Origin of the sequence: Allostigmatella hybrida (assembly GCF_020103775.1) — a bacterium.
Taxonomy (GTDB): Bacteria; Myxococcota; Myxococcia; order Myxococcales; family Myxococcaceae; genus Hyalangium; species Hyalangium aurantiaca.
Window position 1 is genome coordinate 128,863 of record NZ_JAHXBH010000022.1, and the last position, 14,200, is coordinate 143,062.

Consider the following 14,200-nt stretch of genomic DNA (forward strand, 5'->3'; position numbering starts at 1 on the left):
CCTCCTGGATCGGAATGAGAAACTCTTTCCGCCGTTGCGCGTCTTATCTGCACATGGGCGCTCACGGTGTTACCGCGCGCGTCCGGAGCACTCGGAACGAACGGAGGTTTGGAACCATGGCCAACACGGCGAAGTATGCGGCGGAAGGACTGTCGCACTACCTGCGTCACCTGGGCGGGCATCACCAGCTGACGCGTGAGCAGGAGTACGAACTCGCAAGGGCGGCTCGCAAAGGCGACGAGTCCGCCCGCCAGACGCTCGCCACCTCCAACCTGGCTTTCGTGGTCGCGGTGGCCAAGAAGTTCGCCAACCGCGGGGCCCGGCTGGATGACCTCATTCAGGAAGGCAACGTCGGCCTGATGAAGGCGATCGAGCACTTTGATCCCAAGAAGAACGTGCGCTTCGCCACCTACGCGGTCTGGTGGATTCGCGCCTACATCACCCGCTACCTCAAGGACAACCGCAGCCAGGTGCGCGGCGGCGAGTCCGAGCGCGGCAGCATGGTGGACTTCTCGCTGGACGCGACGATCGACGAGGAGGGGGAGACCACCTTCATGGATCGTCTCGAGGACGGGGGCCCGTCGCCCTCGGATGTGTACCTGGCCCGGGAGCAGGACCAGGAGGTGCACGAGGCCCTCACCAAGGTGCGCAAGCGCATTGGGGACCTGGGCTGGGACATCCTGCAGGAGCGCCTCACGCAGGATAAGCCGTTGACCCTGGAAGAGCTGGGCCAGCGGTGGGGCGTGTCCCGGGAACGGGTGCGTCAGGTGGAGCTCAAGACGAAGAGCTTCCTCGAGCGCTACCTGGTCGCCTTCAACCAGGACGAGGAGAACGTGTCGGCTGATGCGGCGTGATCCGCCGGTTCCTCTCCTCCGAGAAGAGACAATCCAGGAAGGGCGGTATGCGGGGCTTCAACTCCGTGTGCCGCCCTTCTTGCATTTGACGCGCAGCGTCTGGCGCATCCTCCCTGTCAGGTCGGGCATCGGTTGCTGGGGGCGGAGTCCGCGTGCTAACACCGCCGTCCATGCGCTTGATTTTGCTCGCCCTTTCGTTGCTCGTCGCGTGGCCGGTGCAAGCTGCGCCGCCCGAGCTGCTGGCCTCCCTGGATGCCCTGTACGCGCGCAGGGCCGATGCTTCGGCCGCCAAGGAGCTGGAGGCCTCGCTGAAGAAGGAGCTGCAGGTGGCGCCGGACGACTACGAGCTCATCTGGCGCTCGGCGCGGCTGCTGACGTGGCAGGGCGATGTGGCGCAGGACAGCCGGCTCAAGAAGGTGCTCGGCAAACAGGCGTGGGACCGGTGCGAGCAGGGCGTGAAGCTCACCCCGGCCCGGGTTGAATGTCAGTACTACGCGGCGCTGGGCATCGGCACCTACTCGCAGGCGGTGGGCATCGTGAAGGCACTCGGCGAGGGGCTGGAGGGCAAGTTCAACGAGCGGCTGGATGCCGCCATCCGCATTGATCCGGACTTCGACTTCGGCGGGCCGGTGGTCATCAAGGGCCGCTACTACTTCGAGCTGCCCTGGCCGAAGCGCAACCTGGCTGAGTCCGCGAAGCTCCTGGAGCGGGTGGCGGCCAAGTTCCCGCAGAACCTGCGCGCTCACGCCTACCTGGCCGAGACTCTACTCAAGGACGGCAAGGCCGCGAAGGCCAAGGAATCCATCGTGAAGGTGAAGCAGGGCAGCACGACGTACAATCCGGCCGAAGCGCAGCTCGTCCAAGAGCGGTCCAAAAAAGTCGAAGCGGAGATCGAGGAGGAACTCAAGTGAGAGCCGAGAGTCAGATGATCTCCCCCGCCTCCGGGGGGAGCGAGCAACACCTGGTGGAGCTGCTGCTCCAGCAGGCCAAGAACGCGTCCAAGGTCGCCGTGTCCCACAAGAAGGACGGGCGGTGGCAGGAGGTGACGTGGGGCGAAGTCCTTCAGCAGGTGAAGGAGCTGTCCGCCGGCCTCCTGGCGCAAGGGGTGAAGCCGGGAGACCGCGTTGCCCTGTTCGCCAACACCACGCTGCAGTGGGTGGTGAGCGACCTGGCCATCTCCGCGGCGCGCGCCATCACCGTGCCCATCTACGGCTCCAACACGCCGGACGAGTGCCGCTACATCCTCAACCACTCCGAGACGTCGTTCCTGCTCGTGGACAACGACGAGCGGGACTCCAAGCAGATCGGCCGCCTGTCGCGCATCCGCCAGCGGCTCGCCGACTGTCCCACCGTGCGCAAGGTCATCGTGTTCGAGGGGCCCGTGTCGGGAGACCGGGAAGTCTCGCTCGCGGAGGTCATGGCGCAGGGCAAGGCGGCGGAAGCCGCGCAGCCGGACGCGTTCGAGGAGCGCTCGCGCCAGGTGGCGGTGGATGATGCCTGGGGCTTCATCTACACCTCGGGCACCACGGGCGAGCCCAAGGGCGTCATCCTCACCCACGGCAACTGGGCCTACGAGGCGCGCACCGCCCAGGCCATCGGGCTGATGGAGCCCCAGGACTCGGTCATGCTGTTCCTGCCGCTGGCGCACGTGTTCGCGCAGGTGGTGAAGGCCGCGTGGCTGCGCATGTCCTTCCGGCTCGTCTTCGCCGAGTCGGTGGACAAGCTGCTGCCGAACCTCGCGGAGACGCGGCCCTCGGTGCTGCCGTCCGTGCCGCGCGTGTTCGAGAAGGTCTACAACAACGTCGTGTCCAACGGCTCGGCGGCCCCGGGGCTCAAGGGCAAGATGTTCCGCTGGGCCTTCCGGCTGTTCGACGAGTACGCGGACGCGCGGATGCAGGGGCGCGAGTACAGCTCGCTGCAGTTCTCGCTGGCGCGCAAGCTGGTGTTCAGCAAGGTCCGGGGCACGCTCGACGAGAAGCTCGGCGGCAACATGCGCCTGTTCATCTCCGGCGGCGCGCCGCTGTCGGGGAAGATCGCCCACTTTTTCGATCTGCTCGGCTTCAAGGTGCTGGAGGGCTACGGCCTCACCGAGACGTCCGCGCCCTGCAACGTCAACCTGCCGGACAAGATCAAGATCGGCACCGTGGGCCCGGCGCTGCCCGGCACCGAGCTGAAGATCGCCCCGGACGGCGAGATTCTCGTGCGCGGCCCGTGCGTGATGAAGGGCTACTACAAGAACCCCTCCGCCACCGCCGAGGCGCTGGATGCCGACGGCTGGTTCCACACCGGGGACATCGGCGAGCTGGACGCGGACCGCTACCTGCGCATCACCGACCGCAAGAAGGACATCATCGTCACCGCGGGCGGCAAGAACGTGGCGCCGCAGAACATCGAGAACACGCTGAAGACGTTCCCGCTCATCAGCCAGTCGATGGTCTACGGCGATCAGCGCCCCTTCCTCGTGGTGCTCATCACCGTGGCGGAGGAGAACGCGCGCAAGCTGCTGCTCGACAAGGGCATCCAGGCCAGCTCCTACGCGGAGCTGGGCAAGCGCCCGGAGATCCGCGCCGCCGTCCAGGAGATCCTCAACAAGGTCAACGGGGATCAGCCGCCCTACAGCACCCTCAAGAAGTTCGAGATCATGGACTCGGACTTCACCCAGGAGAGCGGCGAGCTGACGCCCACCCTCAAGGTGAAGCGCAAGTTCTGCAGCCAGAAGTACGCCGCCATCATCGGCAAGCTGTACGAGGGCGGGAAGGGCGGCGACTAGCCTCCGCCTTCCGCCGTGGGCTCCCCTCCCGGGCAGGGAGGGGGCGCCGGGTGCCCGCAAAGAGAAACCGCCCGGCCTGCCTCCGCGCGGGGCGGGGCGGGACGGGCGGGGCTCACGGCAGCGCGAGCGCGCGGCGGCTCAGCCCGGGTGGCTGGGCGACTTGGCCGAGGTGCCCGGCTCCACCGTGGTGCTGCTTGCGAGCGTGCCGGTCTGCGGCTTCTTCTCGTCGGCGGCGGGCTCTCCCTCGCCCCCGAAACCGCGCTTGAAGTTGCGGATGGCGCTGCCCAAGGACGAGCCGAGTTGCGGCAGCCGCGACGCTCCGAACAGGAGCAGCAGCACACCCATGATCAGCAGGATTTCCGACATCTTGAGACCCATCGCACCGCTCCTCTGAAGTCAGCGGGTGGAGCATACCGGCCCAGGGCGTGCCCCGCCAGTGAACTCAGGCGTCCTTCAAGGGTGCAAGGCCGCTGGGCCGCCGAGTTCCTGGGAAAGCGTGCCCGGCAAGGAGAGGTACAGCGTGGTGCTGGCCGTGTCCGTCTCCACCCCGACGCGGCCCCCGTGGACCTCGACTTCCTGGAGTGCCAGGTGGATGCGCAGCGCGTCCTCCAGCTTCTTCTCCCGGAAGGCGCGCTCCTCGCGCTGGAACACAAGGCCCGCTTCTTCCTCCGACAAGGGCAGGCCCTCGCGCTGAACCTCGACGCGGATCCCCGCGCGGCCCGGCACGGCCCGCACGAGGATGCGTTCCCCAGGATGGGCCCGGCCCAGCTGGTACAGGACGAAGGCCTCCACGGCGTGCTGGATCCGGCCCCCGTCGATGTTCAGCAGCGGCAGCGGCAGCGGGCCCTCCAGCTCCAGCGTCACCCCGGCCGTGCGGGCCGCCGCCTGGTGCCGCTCCACCGCGGCGGCGAGCAGGGGATCGAGCGCCTGAGGCTCCTGCTCGAAGGCGAGCGAGTTCAGGTCCGCCCGGCTCGCATCGAAGAAGTCCTGGGAGAACGCCAGGGCCCGGTCCGCGTTGCGCAGGATGGTCTCCAGCCCCCGCTGCACCTTGGGCTCCAGGGCAATCCGCCCGCTGAGCAGGAGCGCCGCGTACGAGCGGATGTTGGCCAGGGCCCCGCGCAGATCATGCGAGGCGAGCGACAGGTAGCGCACCCGCTCGTGCGTCGCCTCCGGCGTCAGGGGCTCCTGGGGGGAGGAGAGCGGCCAGGTGCAGATCCACCGCGTCCCATCCTCCAGGAACGCCTCCGTCACCCCGAGCGTCCGCCCGTCCCGCTCCCAGCAGTCCGTCACGCCCGGACTCGGCCGGAAACCGGCCTGGACCATCAGGTCCGCGGCCGAGGCGATGAACGGGGGAAGCTCCTCCAGCTCCAAGTGCTCGAGCAGTTGCCGGCCCAGCAGCCGAGGGTCACCTTGGCGTGGAATCAGGACGAGCCCCGGCGGCTGCCGTGTCCCATCCTCCCGCTCCTGTACCCTCTGACCCATCTGGCCTCCCGCTCGCGGTTCAACGAATCTCGGGAAAGGGTGGGCAGCGAGTGTCGGTTTTGCAACGTGCCCCCGGTGTGCCGGGGAGAACCGCGATTTTATTGAGCCCCCCCAGTCCCGATTGGTATGAAAATCCGATTGGGCGTCCCCGGGAGAAGATTCTGGCTTCTGCAATCTCACACGGCAGTGGTTCCACCGTCATCCTGGTGGTCGATGACGATCCCGATATCCTGGAGGCCCTCTCGGAGATTCTCGAGGCCGAGGGGTTCGAGATTCGCCGCGCCCGCAACGGCAAGGAGGCGTTGGACCGCCTGGAGCCCGACCCTCCGCAGCTCATCCTGTTGGACCTGATGATGCCGGTGATGGACGGGTGGGAGTTCGCCCAGCGCATGCGCCAGCGCCCCCCCGCCATCTCCTCCATCCCGCTCATCGTGCTGAGCGCGGACCGCAACGTGGGCTCCAAGGCGGTGGACATCGGCGCGGTGGGGCACCTGGCCAAGCCCTTCGAGCTCAATGATCTGCTCGACATGGTCCGCCGCGCGCTGGAGCCCGCCTCCAAAGTGCTCTCCTCGAACCTTCCTCGTGCTTGACCGGGGAGGGGGCCGGACATTACGGTCGGCTGGGTATTGACTCACCAGTCAATCGACAGGAGACAGACCGATGACGGCGCAGCAAGTCCTCGAGACGGACATCCCCACCCTGCTCAAGCAGAAGCCCGAGCTGGGCAAGGACATCAACGCGATCATCCACTTCAACATCACCGGGGGCAGCGGCGGGACCTGGACGATGGACCTCACCAAGGACTCGGACTGGGTGACGCAGGGCACCACCGGTGAGCCGAAGATGACCATCACCGTGAGCGACGAAGACTTCGTGAAGATCCGCGAGAAGAAGCTCAACGCGCAGATGGCCGCCATGCAGGGCAAGCTCAAGTTCAAGCCCATGGACATGGGGCTCGCCATGAAGCTGGCCAAGCTGCTCGGCTGACCTTTCCCCGGCGGTCTCCGGCGCGTCCCTCCGGGGCGCCCGGCTGAAACGGCGCGTCCTCCCTTTCCGGGAGCCGCGCCGTTGCCGTCTTCTCTCCCCGGGTGCTCCCATGGACACGCTTCCGCTTCAAGGCCTCAAGGTGTTGGACCTCTCGCGGTTGCTGCCGGGCCCGTACGCCACGCTCGTGCTGGCGGACCTGGGCGCCACCGTGGACAAGGTGGAGGAGCCCAACGGTGGGGACTACATCCGGCAGATGCCCCCGCTGCGCGACGGGGAGAGCGCGCTCTTCTACGGGCTCAACCGCAACAAGCGCTCGGTGACGTTGGACCTCAAGTCCGAGGCGGGGCGCGAGGCCTTCAAGCGGCTCGTGCGCGGCTACGACGTGCTGGTGGAGAGCTTCCGCCCGGGCGTCATGGACAAGCTGGGCCTGGGCGAGGCGGTGCTGCGGGCGGAGAACCCGCGCCTCATCTACTGCGCCATCTCCGGCTATGGCCAGACGGGGCCGGACCGGCTCAAGGCCGGGCATGACCTGAACTACGCGGCCCGCGCGGGCGTGCTCGCCTACGGCGGGGCCGCCGGCGGGGCCCCGGCCTTTCCCGGCGTGCAGATGGGGGACATCGGCGGCGGGAGCCTCTTCGCGCTGGTGGGCATCCTGGCGGCGCTGCACGAGCGCGAGCGCACGGGAAGGGGGCGCTTCGTGGACGTCTCCATGACGGATGGGACGGTGGCCTTCCTGCACATGCACCTGGCCGCCCGGCTCGCCATGGGGGAGCAGGGGGCGCCGCTGCAGCGCGGGCGCGAGGCGCTCAACGGGGGCTACGCGTGCTACGGCCTGTACGGCACGCAGGACGGGCGCTGGCTGGCGGTGGGGGCGCTGGAGCCCAAGTTCTTCGCGGGCCTGTGTGAGCGCCTGGGGCGGATGGACCTCTTCGCGGACGGCTACGACACGGCGGAGGCCGGCGCGCGCGTGAAGGCCGAGCTGGCACGTCTCTTCGCCGAGCACCCCCTGGCCTACTGGCAGGAGCGCTTCGCGGGCACGGACCTGTGCATCGAACCCGTCCTGGAAGGCGATGAAGTGTGCAAGGACCCGCAGCTCCAAGCGCGGGGGCTTTTCGTGGAGGCCGAGGACGCGCAGCGTGGGCGAAGGATGACCCACCTGCTGACGCCCCTCAGAATGGGCCCCACGCCGCTGCGGCCTCCACCCACCCTGGGCCAACACTCCCAGCAAATCCTGGCGGAGGCCGGCCTCACGCCTGAAGAGATGCTGCATCTGAAAATCATTATTCCTGTTGTCTCTCGCGATTCCGAAGATGTTTCATAAGGAACTGAGAAAGTGCCCCGGGCCTACGGACGGGGTAGGGCTTGGTAGGCACTTTTAACTGCGTTGAAATTTTAAACCCGGGGCGGTGTTCGAATCACCCGGCAACGCCAGGGAGGGCAACGATGGCCGACGTGGGCGAGTTGAAAGAGTTCATCTGCCAGAAGTTCTGCGAGCACGTGGGGCTGAACGCCGAGGAGCTGTTCGGCTCGAATCTCACCCTGGCGGAGGTCATCGCGCGGTCGGACCGGATGCACAACAGCGTGGACCTGATGGAGGCGTTCGCGAAGTCCTCCAACGCGCTCCGCAAGCAGTACGCGGTGCGCGTCCGGCTGCCGGCGCTGTCGCTGGACACCCCGATCTCCCAGGTCGTCGAGCTGTTCGTCCGCGAGTGCCAGCCTGGGAGCCCCACTTGAGGGCGGTCATCCGGGAGGCGGCGGGGGCGCAGGCGCCGCTGGGCGAGGCGCTCTTGCGGATGGCGGGGCTGGTGGAGCGCAACACCGTGGAGCGGAGCCCTCCGCCAAGGCCCGCGGTGGTGACGGACCTATACCGGGCCTTCAAGGAAGAAGGCCGGCGGCTGGTGGACATCACCTGGGAGCAGCACCGGCTGCACGAGTCGCGCCGCTGGAGCGCCTCGGAGCTGGTGGAGTCGGTGCGCCTGGACCAGCTCACCGAGAAGGACCGGTTCGTGGTGTGGAACGCCGGCAAGGCGGAGATGACCGCCAAGCCCAGCGCGGACCGCATGGCGCGGCTGGCCGACCAGGAGTGCCGGCGCTGGGTGGGCAAGGACAACGTGGTGGCCTCCATCATCCAGTCGCTGGGCACCTGGAGCCGCTACTGGAACGAGGAGGAGTCGCACCACGAGACGAGCTTCACGCAGCTGGCCATGCGCGTGGGCTTCGAGCCGCTGAGCGATGCGACGGTCATCGAGTACCGCAAGGTGTTCCCGGACGATGACCTGTTGCGCACGGTGACGATGCTGGCGTTCTCCGAGAGCATTGCCTCGGTCAACTACGGCCAGTACATGCGCCAGGTGGCCGACCCGGGCCTCCGGATGCTGTTCAAGCACGTGGGGGCCGACGAGGTGCAGCACATGCAGTACTTCATCTCGTTCGCCAAGGCGCTGGTGGACAGCGGCGCCTACCCCATCAAGGAGGCCTTCGCCGTGGCGCACTTCTTCCTCCGGGAGGAGGGCGAGCTGTACGGCAGCGCGCGCGAGCACGTGGAGGACCGGGGCACCCACATCAACTGGTGGGACCACCTGGAGAACGAGGCGGGCCAGACGGCCGTGGCGCCCGAGGCGCTGGACCGCAAGCGCTCGCTCATCCTGCACTCGCTGCGGCGCATCACCGGCGTGGCGTGCGCCTCCGCCCAGGAGGTGGAGGACTACTGGATGGACCTGGTCGGGTGCTGAGCCGTGCGCTTCGACGAGTCCCTGCTGACGCTGCGCGTGCGGCCCAATGACCTGGACAGCCTGGGCCACGTGAACAACGCCACCGCCCTGGAGTACCTGGAGGCGGGGCGGTGGGCGTGGATGGAGCGCAACGCCCTGCGCAAGGTGTCCCAGGTGGTGGCGCTCACGATGCGGGTCGAGGTGGACTACCGCAAGGAGATCGCCCCGCAGGAGGTGGTGGTGCACACCCGCCTGGAGTTCCCGCCCGAGGAGGAGCTGCGGGACGAGCACGAGGTGCACTACCGGGTGCGCTTCCACCAGCAGCTCCTCATCGACGGCGGGACGCGGCTGGCGGTGGAGGCCCGGGTTCAGGCGGCCTTCGTCCACGCCGCGGATCGCTCGCTGTGCTCGCTCCAGGAGTTCCTGGCGGCGTCCCGTGTCCCTTCTCCCTGAGCAGGACGAAGTCCCCATGTCCGAGACCCTCTTCGCCCGGCTCCTGGCGGCGGATCCCCAGCGGGGCCTGTCCCTGTTCGAGGACTTTGGCCACCGGTCCTCGTTTCTCGCCTACCGGCAGATGCCGGAGCGGATCGCCGCCAGCGCGGAGCACTTCCGCGCCCAGGGCATCCAGCCCGGGGACCGGATCCTCTTTCCCTTCGAGACGTCCGAGGCCGTCGTCCTCTCGTTCCTCGGGCTGCTGGCGCTGGGGGCGGTGCCGTTCTCGGTGAAGCCCTACATCCTCAGCACGCCCAAGGGCGCTTACCGGGACTTCCTCTCGCGGCTCTCCGAGCGGCATGGGGTGCGCCGCATCCTGGACGTGCCGAGCCTGCGCGCCCTGGAGCTGTCCCTGGAGCGGGTGCCCTTGCCGCCCGCGGGGGCGCGCGTGGAGGGGGCGCGCTTGAGGGAGCCTGGCGAGGACACGCTGGCCTTCGTGCAGTTCTCGTCGGGCTCGACGGCGTTCCCCAAGGGCGTGCCCATCACCTGGGGGAACCTGCACGCCAACCTGCGGATGATCGTGGAGCAGGGGCGGCTCGGCGCGCAGGACACGTGCGTGAGCTGGTTGCCGCTGTACCACGACATGGGGCTGGTGGGCGGGATGCTGTCGTGCCTCTACGGGGGCTGTGACACGCTCCTCACCCCGCCCATGAGCTTCCTGATGGATCCGGCGGGCTGGCTGGAGTTCCTGTCCGAGCACCGCGCCACCCTGGCCGTCATCCCGAACTTCGCGATCGACTACACGCTGAAGATCCTGAACGGGCTGGAGGCCGAGGACCTTCAGGGGCTGAACCTCTCGGCGCTGCGCACCGTGTATCTGGGCAGCGAGCCCATCAACATCGCCAACCTGGAGGACTTCACGGCCCGGCTCGCGCCCCAGGGGCTGCGGCGCGAGGCGATCAAGCCCTGCTACGGCATGGCCGAGGTGGTGCTGATGGTCTCGTGCGTGGGGGACGAGGGGTGGCGGGTGGTGACGGCGCCCAGTGGCCAGCCCGCCATCTCCGTGGGGCGTCCCCTGAGCGAGTTCGAGGTACGGCTCCGGACCGAGGAGGGCCGCGTCTGTGGGGAGCGGGAGCTGGGCCAGATCGAGCTGCGGCGCGGGAGCCTGGCGCAGACGTACTACGCGGACGAGCGCCCGCTGCGCGGTGAGGACGGGTTCTACCCGACGGGGGACCTGGGCTTCGTGGAGGGCGGCGAGCTGTTCATCACGGGCCGGCTCAACGACCGGATCAAGATCAACGGCCAGAGCTACTTCTCCAGTGACTTCGAGCAGGCCATCGAACGGCTTCCGTTCATCCGCTCGGGCAGGACGGCGGTCATCCAGGCGCAGGGGCGCGTGGTGGTGCTCGCCGAGGTGAGCCGCCCGGAGGTGCTGGAGCACCGGCCCGAGAGCCAGAAGCAGGTGTCCGCCGCCATCCTGGAGGCGGTGGGCGTCACCGTGGCGCACGAGGACGTGCTGTTCATCCGCTACGGGCAGTTGCTCAAGACGAGCAGCGGCAAGCTCCAGCGCCGGGCCCTCACCGAGGCCTACGAGCAGGGGCGCATCCGCGTGGCCACCGCCCAGCAACTGCGCGCGGACCTGCTGAAGCTCCGCGCCCAGCGGTTCTTCCTGGGGCCGGTGTTCGAGGTCCGCCAGCGGGGAGGAAGGCTGCTGCGCTCCGGGGCCCAGTGGCTGCGTCAGGGCAAGGCGCGCCTCGTGGCCGGGGTGTGGCCGCGCCCGCGCTCCTGAGCGGCCTCGCTTACTTCCAGAGCTCCAGGCCATGCGCCGCATGGCAGGCGTCTCCGAGCAGATCCCAATAGAGCTGGGGTTGCTCCTGGGCGAGCGTGGGCATTCGCTGAAAGGCCTGCGCCTCGCCCAGCCTGCGGACGGTGGCCTCCAGCAACTGACGGGCCCGCAGCACGGCCTGCTGCTGCTTCGGGGTGGGGCGCCAGCCGTTCTCCTTCCGGTAGCGCCCGAGCGTCTCCAGGAAGTGGCCATAGAACTTGAGCGACTGGGAGAGGAGCACCAGCCGGTGCTCGGGCGAGGCGGCCAGCGCGGCCTCGTACTGACGGGCCTCGGAGCCCAGCCGGTAGAGCAGCACCTCCACTTGGGCCTCCAGCCTTCCGCCCCACGCCTTGCGCACGGCGGGATGGCGTGCCCAGCTCGCTACCGCCTGGAAGAAGTGCAGCCCACCACACGGGTGCGTGTAGATGCCCCGCTTGCGCTTGGGCACCTGGGGCAGGCCCGCCTTCATGCCCTCGGCGAGCTCTGCCTGGGCGCGCTCCAGCGTGGCGAGCGCCTCGTCCATCACCGCGTCGAACCGCACGGTCTCCCCCGCGCCGTTGCGAAAGGGGGTCCCCGGCGGAAGGACGTGGCCCAGGGCATCCAGCGTCCACGCGCCGTCCGGCGAGGAGGCGAGGGCAGGGGAGAAGCCGCGCTGGAGGGCCTCCACCAGCGCCTTCAGCGTCACCGCGCCTTGAGGGGTCTGGAACTTCCGGCCCAGCGGGACACCGGCCAGCACCAGCGTCTTTTCCTGGAGGGCCGGGTGGGGTTGCACGGGGATGCCCTCGGCGGTGAAGGGCTCGAAGCGCGGCCCCAGGCGCACGAAGTCCGAGACGATGACGTCCACGGCGCGGCGCCCATCGCGGGCGCGGAAGTCCCGGCCCTCCAGGGTGATGCCGTGGGCGAGGGCCCAGGGGTGGCCCGGATCCGCGGCGTGGGTTTGACACACCGCGCGAAGCGTCCCCTCCAGGGAGACGGGCGGCGGGGGCGCGGCGGTGAGTCCAACGAGCAGCAGGGGCACGAAGGGCATGGCGGGACCGGAGGCTTGTTCAGGAGCACATCGCCTGCTATTGACTTGGAAATCAACCTTTCCGAGGAGCCGCCATGCCCACCCCCTTCACCGCGGAGCACGAGGCCTTTCGCAAGACGGTCCGCGCCTGGGTCGAGAAGGAACTGACGCCGCACGCCCTGGAGTGGGACCGGGCGGGCATCTTCCCCAAGGAAATCTTCAAGCAGGCCGGCGAGCTGGGCTTCCTGGGCATCAACCATGACCCGAAGTACGGCGGCAGCGGGCTGGACTACTGGTTCGTGACGGCGTTCTGCGAGGAGCTGTCGCGCAGCCAGAACGCGGGCGTGAACATGGCGCTGCTGGTGCAGGGGCAGATGGCCACGCCCATCATCAACGAGATTGGCACCGACGAGCAGAAGCGCGAGTTCCTGGAGCCGGCGCTCAAGGGCGAGCGCATCGCCGCGCTGGGCGTGAGCGAGCCGGGCGTGGGCTCGGACGTGGCCAACATGAAGACCACGGCGCGCATCGACGGGGATGACTACGTCATCAACGGCTCGAAGATGTGGATCACCAACGGCACCCGGGCGGACTTCATCACCCTGGGGGTGCGCACGGGCGAGGCCGGCTACGGGGGCATCTCCCTGGTGACGTTCCCCACGGACGTGAAGGGCTTCTCGGTGTCCAAGAAGCTCGACAAGGTGGGCAACCTCTCCTCGGACACGGCCATCCTCTACTTCGAGGACTGTCGCATCCCCCGGCGCTACGTGCTGGGCGAGGAGAACGCGGGCTTCTACTCCATCATGACCAACTTCCAGGGCGAGCGGCTGGTGGGCGCGCTCACGGCGGTGGCGGGCATGGAGCGCATGGTGGAGGACGCGCTGCGCTACGGCACCGAGCGCGAGGCCTTCGGTAGGCCGCTGCTCAAGTTCCAGGTGTGGCGCCACAAGTTTGTCGAGCACCTCACGGGCATTGAGGCGGCCAAGCGGCTCACGTACCACGCGGTGTCGGTGTTCGACGCGAAGGAGAACGCGGTGAAGGAGATCTCCATGGCGAAGCTCTTCGCCGGAGACCTGGCGCAGCGCGTGGCCTACGACTGCCAGCAGTTCTTCGGAGGCATGGGCTACATCGAGGAGACGCCCATCGCCCGCGCATGGCGCGACATCCGCCTCATCACCATCGGAGGAGGCACCTCGGAGGTGATGAAAGAGATCCTCTCGAAGATCTACGGATTCTAAACTAGACCTCCTCAAATCGCGTGCCTATGGCCCCCATGCGTTCCAAGGCGTCCTTGATCTCCTCGAACACGATCAGGGAGCTGCTCCACCCCTCACAGCGAAACACCTTCGTGTTTCCTGCCTTGGCCTTGTCGATGCGCATCTCACGCACGGAGGCATACTGACCGACCTTGTACTGATCGGGTTGGCCCTCCACATCCACGGGGGCAGTTGCGCGTCGTCCGGGACCAACTCCGCGAACAGGGAGGCAGCCCGGACATGAACCACCGGGATGTTGAGACCCGCATCTGTGTAGTCCAGCGGCTTGCCCTCGATTGTGTCCGAACGGCTCGCGGAGAGGGGCAGAGGGCGTGAGGAGGACAAGCTCCGAGCCTCGCGGCGGATGTCTTGGGCCCATGGTGCTGATGCCCTTGGCCGCCTGGAGCATCATTCTGATCGCGGGGAACTTGAACCTGGCGGAGTTCATCGATTCCCCCTTCAACCTGGAGGATGGTGGGACCACAGGCGTGGCCGATGCAGCCGTGGAGGAGGTGCCGGGGGCCAGCGTGGCACGAGCGCCAGAGCCGAGTGGATTGGCGCTGGAGATGCTCAAAGCGCCTCTGCCCGGGCAGCGCCGTCCGCCTTGCGCTCGATTTCAGATCCACATCCAGGGAGGTTGCTGGGTGAAAGTCCCTCAAGCCTCTCCTCCCTGCGGAGAGAGCTACGACTGGAAAGGGGCTTGTTACTACCCAGTCGCTGCGCCTCCACGAACCAGCACGTCAGAAAAACCTTGAATCGCAGTCAGCCAAAGCCGGTCTTCGTGTCTCCCTCGAAGAATATCGGTAACCGTTCACCGCCTCAGGCAGCATTCGCGAGCAGAGGCGTGTCCACAATGGGCAGCAGCGAGGGCGTCGGCAGA

General features: G+C 68.0%; 15 protein-coding genes. 11 read left to right on the forward strand and 4 right to left on the reverse strand.

Annotated features, from left to right (window positions below; all coding sequences use genetic code 11):
* Window positions 1-116: 116 nt before the first annotated feature.
* The 3 genes from KY661_RS27055 (at window position 117) to KY661_RS27065 (ending at window position 3,624) form a co-directional block, all read left to right on the forward strand.
* The gene (locus KY661_RS27055; protein WP_075010379.1) at window positions 117-854 is read left to right on the forward strand and encodes a sigma-70 family RNA polymerase sigma factor; all 738 of its coding nucleotides are present in this window, start codon (window positions 117-119) and stop codon (window positions 852-854) included.
* Window positions 855-1,024: 170 nt separating this feature from the next.
* The gene (locus tag KY661_RS27060; RefSeq protein WP_225412974.1) at window positions 1,025-1,765 is read left to right on the forward strand and encodes a hypothetical protein; all 741 of its coding nucleotides are present in this window, start codon (window positions 1,025-1,027) and stop codon (window positions 1,763-1,765) included.
* Window positions 1,762-3,624 carry an AMP-dependent synthetase/ligase gene (locus KY661_RS27065; RefSeq protein WP_225412975.1) on the forward strand — a complete coding sequence of 621 codons (1,863 nt, stop codon included), beginning with the start codon at window positions 1,762-1,764 and terminating at the stop codon, window positions 3,622-3,624. Before KY661_RS27060 ends, KY661_RS27065 begins: the two co-directional genes overlap by 4 nt.
* A gap of 138 nt (window positions 3,625-3,762) precedes the next feature.
* On the opposite strand, the gene tatA is transcribed toward KY661_RS27065, so the two are convergent.
* Both tatA and KY661_RS27075 read right to left on the reverse strand, forming a co-directional pair.
* Window positions 3,763-4,002, reverse strand: a complete 240-nt coding sequence (tatA, locus tag KY661_RS27070) for a twin-arginine translocase TatA/TatE family subunit (protein WP_225412976.1) — start codon at window positions 4,000-4,002, stop codon at window positions 3,763-3,765.
* Window positions 4,003-4,077: 75 nt separating this feature from the next.
* On the reverse strand, window positions 4,078-5,106 hold the full coding sequence (locus KY661_RS27075; protein ID WP_225412977.1) for a sensor histidine kinase: 1,029 nt from the start codon (window positions 5,104-5,106) through the stop codon (window positions 4,078-4,080).
* 206 nt (window positions 5,107-5,312) lie between these two features.
* On the opposite strand from KY661_RS27075, the gene KY661_RS27080 reads away from it, so the two are divergent.
* The 7 genes from KY661_RS27080 (at window position 5,313) to KY661_RS27110 (ending at window position 11,025) form a co-directional block, all read left to right on the forward strand.
* The gene (locus KY661_RS27080; protein WP_225412978.1) at window positions 5,313-5,696 is read left to right on the forward strand and encodes a response regulator; all 384 of its coding nucleotides are present in this window, start codon (window positions 5,313-5,315) and stop codon (window positions 5,694-5,696) included.
* Window positions 5,697-5,766: 70 nt separating this feature from the next.
* Complete coding sequence (locus KY661_RS27085) at window positions 5,767-6,093, forward strand: SCP2 sterol-binding domain-containing protein (RefSeq protein ID WP_225412979.1); 327 nt, start codon at window positions 5,767-5,769, stop codon at window positions 6,091-6,093.
* Between the two features lie 109 nt (window positions 6,094-6,202).
* Window positions 6,203-7,414 carry a CaiB/BaiF CoA transferase family protein gene (locus KY661_RS27090; protein WP_225412980.1) on the forward strand — a complete coding sequence of 404 codons (1,212 nt, stop codon included), beginning with the start codon at window positions 6,203-6,205 and terminating at the stop codon, window positions 7,412-7,414.
* Between the two features lie 122 nt (window positions 7,415-7,536).
* Window positions 7,537-7,827 carry a hypothetical protein gene (locus KY661_RS27095; RefSeq protein WP_225412981.1) on the forward strand — a complete coding sequence of 97 codons (291 nt, stop codon included), beginning with the start codon at window positions 7,537-7,539 and terminating at the stop codon, window positions 7,825-7,827.
* Window positions 7,824-8,825, forward strand: coding sequence for a ferritin-like domain-containing protein (locus KY661_RS27100; RefSeq protein ID WP_225412982.1), 1,002 nt, complete (start codon window positions 7,824-7,826; stop codon window positions 8,823-8,825). Before KY661_RS27095 ends, KY661_RS27100 begins: the two co-directional genes overlap by 4 nt.
* 3 nt (window positions 8,826-8,828) lie before the next feature.
* The gene (locus KY661_RS27105; protein WP_225412983.1) at window positions 8,829-9,257 is read left to right on the forward strand and encodes an acyl-CoA thioesterase; all 429 of its coding nucleotides are present in this window, start codon (window positions 8,829-8,831) and stop codon (window positions 9,255-9,257) included.
* Between the two features lie 16 nt (window positions 9,258-9,273).
* The gene (locus tag KY661_RS27110; protein ID WP_225412984.1) at window positions 9,274-11,025 is read left to right on the forward strand and encodes an AMP-binding protein; all 1,752 of its coding nucleotides are present in this window, start codon (window positions 9,274-9,276) and stop codon (window positions 11,023-11,025) included.
* 10 nt (window positions 11,026-11,035) lie between these two features.
* On the opposite strand, the gene KY661_RS27115 is transcribed toward KY661_RS27110, so the two are convergent.
* The gene (locus KY661_RS27115) at window positions 11,036-12,088 is read right to left on the reverse strand and encodes a hypothetical protein (RefSeq protein ID WP_225412985.1); all 1,053 of its coding nucleotides are present in this window, start codon (window positions 12,086-12,088) and stop codon (window positions 11,036-11,038) included.
* Window positions 12,089-12,162: 74 nt separating this feature from the next.
* Here KY661_RS27115 and KY661_RS27120 point away from each other — a divergent pair, with 74 nt between their 5' ends.
* Window positions 12,163-13,302, forward strand: a complete 1,140-nt coding sequence (locus KY661_RS27120; protein ID WP_075010390.1) for an acyl-CoA dehydrogenase family protein — start codon at window positions 12,163-12,165, stop codon at window positions 13,300-13,302.
* A 1-nt stretch (window position 13,303) separates the two neighbouring features.
* On the opposite strand, the gene KY661_RS37615 is transcribed toward KY661_RS27120, so the two are convergent.
* Window positions 13,304-13,444 carry a hypothetical protein gene (locus KY661_RS37615; RefSeq protein ID WP_317987307.1) on the reverse strand — a complete coding sequence of 47 codons (141 nt, stop codon included), beginning with the start codon at window positions 13,442-13,444 and terminating at the stop codon, window positions 13,304-13,306.
* Window positions 13,445-14,200 lie beyond the last annotated feature (756 nt).

Coding starts and splice junctions, on each gene's coding strand:
- KY661_RS27115 (WP_225412985.1), bottom strand. CDS start 12,088: ATGCCCTTCGTGCCCCTGCTGCTCGTTGGACTCACCGCCGCGCCCCCG.
- KY661_RS27075 (WP_225412977.1), bottom strand. CDS start 5,106: ATGGGTCAGAGGGTACAGGAGCGGGAGGATGGGACACGGCAGCCGCCG.
- KY661_RS27055 (WP_075010379.1), top strand. CDS start 117: ATGGCCAACACGGCGAAGTATGCGGCGGAAGGACTGTCGCACTACCTG.
- KY661_RS27085 (WP_225412979.1), top strand. CDS start 5,767: ATGACGGCGCAGCAAGTCCTCGAGACGGACATCCCCACCCTGCTCAAG.
- KY661_RS27120 (WP_075010390.1), top strand. CDS start 12,163: ATGCCCACCCCCTTCACCGCGGAGCACGAGGCCTTTCGCAAGACGGTC.
- KY661_RS27090 (WP_225412980.1), top strand. CDS start 6,203: ATGGACACGCTTCCGCTTCAAGGCCTCAAGGTGTTGGACCTCTCGCGG.
- KY661_RS37615 (WP_317987307.1), bottom strand. CDS start 13,444: ATGCGCATCGACAAGGCCAAGGCAGGAAACACGAAGGTGTTTCGCTGT.
- tatA (WP_225412976.1), bottom strand. CDS start 4,002: ATGGGTCTCAAGATGTCGGAAATCCTGCTGATCATGGGTGTGCTGCTG.
- KY661_RS27060 (WP_225412974.1), top strand. CDS start 1,025: ATGCGCTTGATTTTGCTCGCCCTTTCGTTGCTCGTCGCGTGGCCGGTG.
- KY661_RS27110 (WP_225412984.1), top strand. CDS start 9,274: ATGTCCGAGACCCTCTTCGCCCGGCTCCTGGCGGCGGATCCCCAGCGG.
- KY661_RS27095 (WP_225412981.1), top strand. CDS start 7,537: ATGGCCGACGTGGGCGAGTTGAAAGAGTTCATCTGCCAGAAGTTCTGC.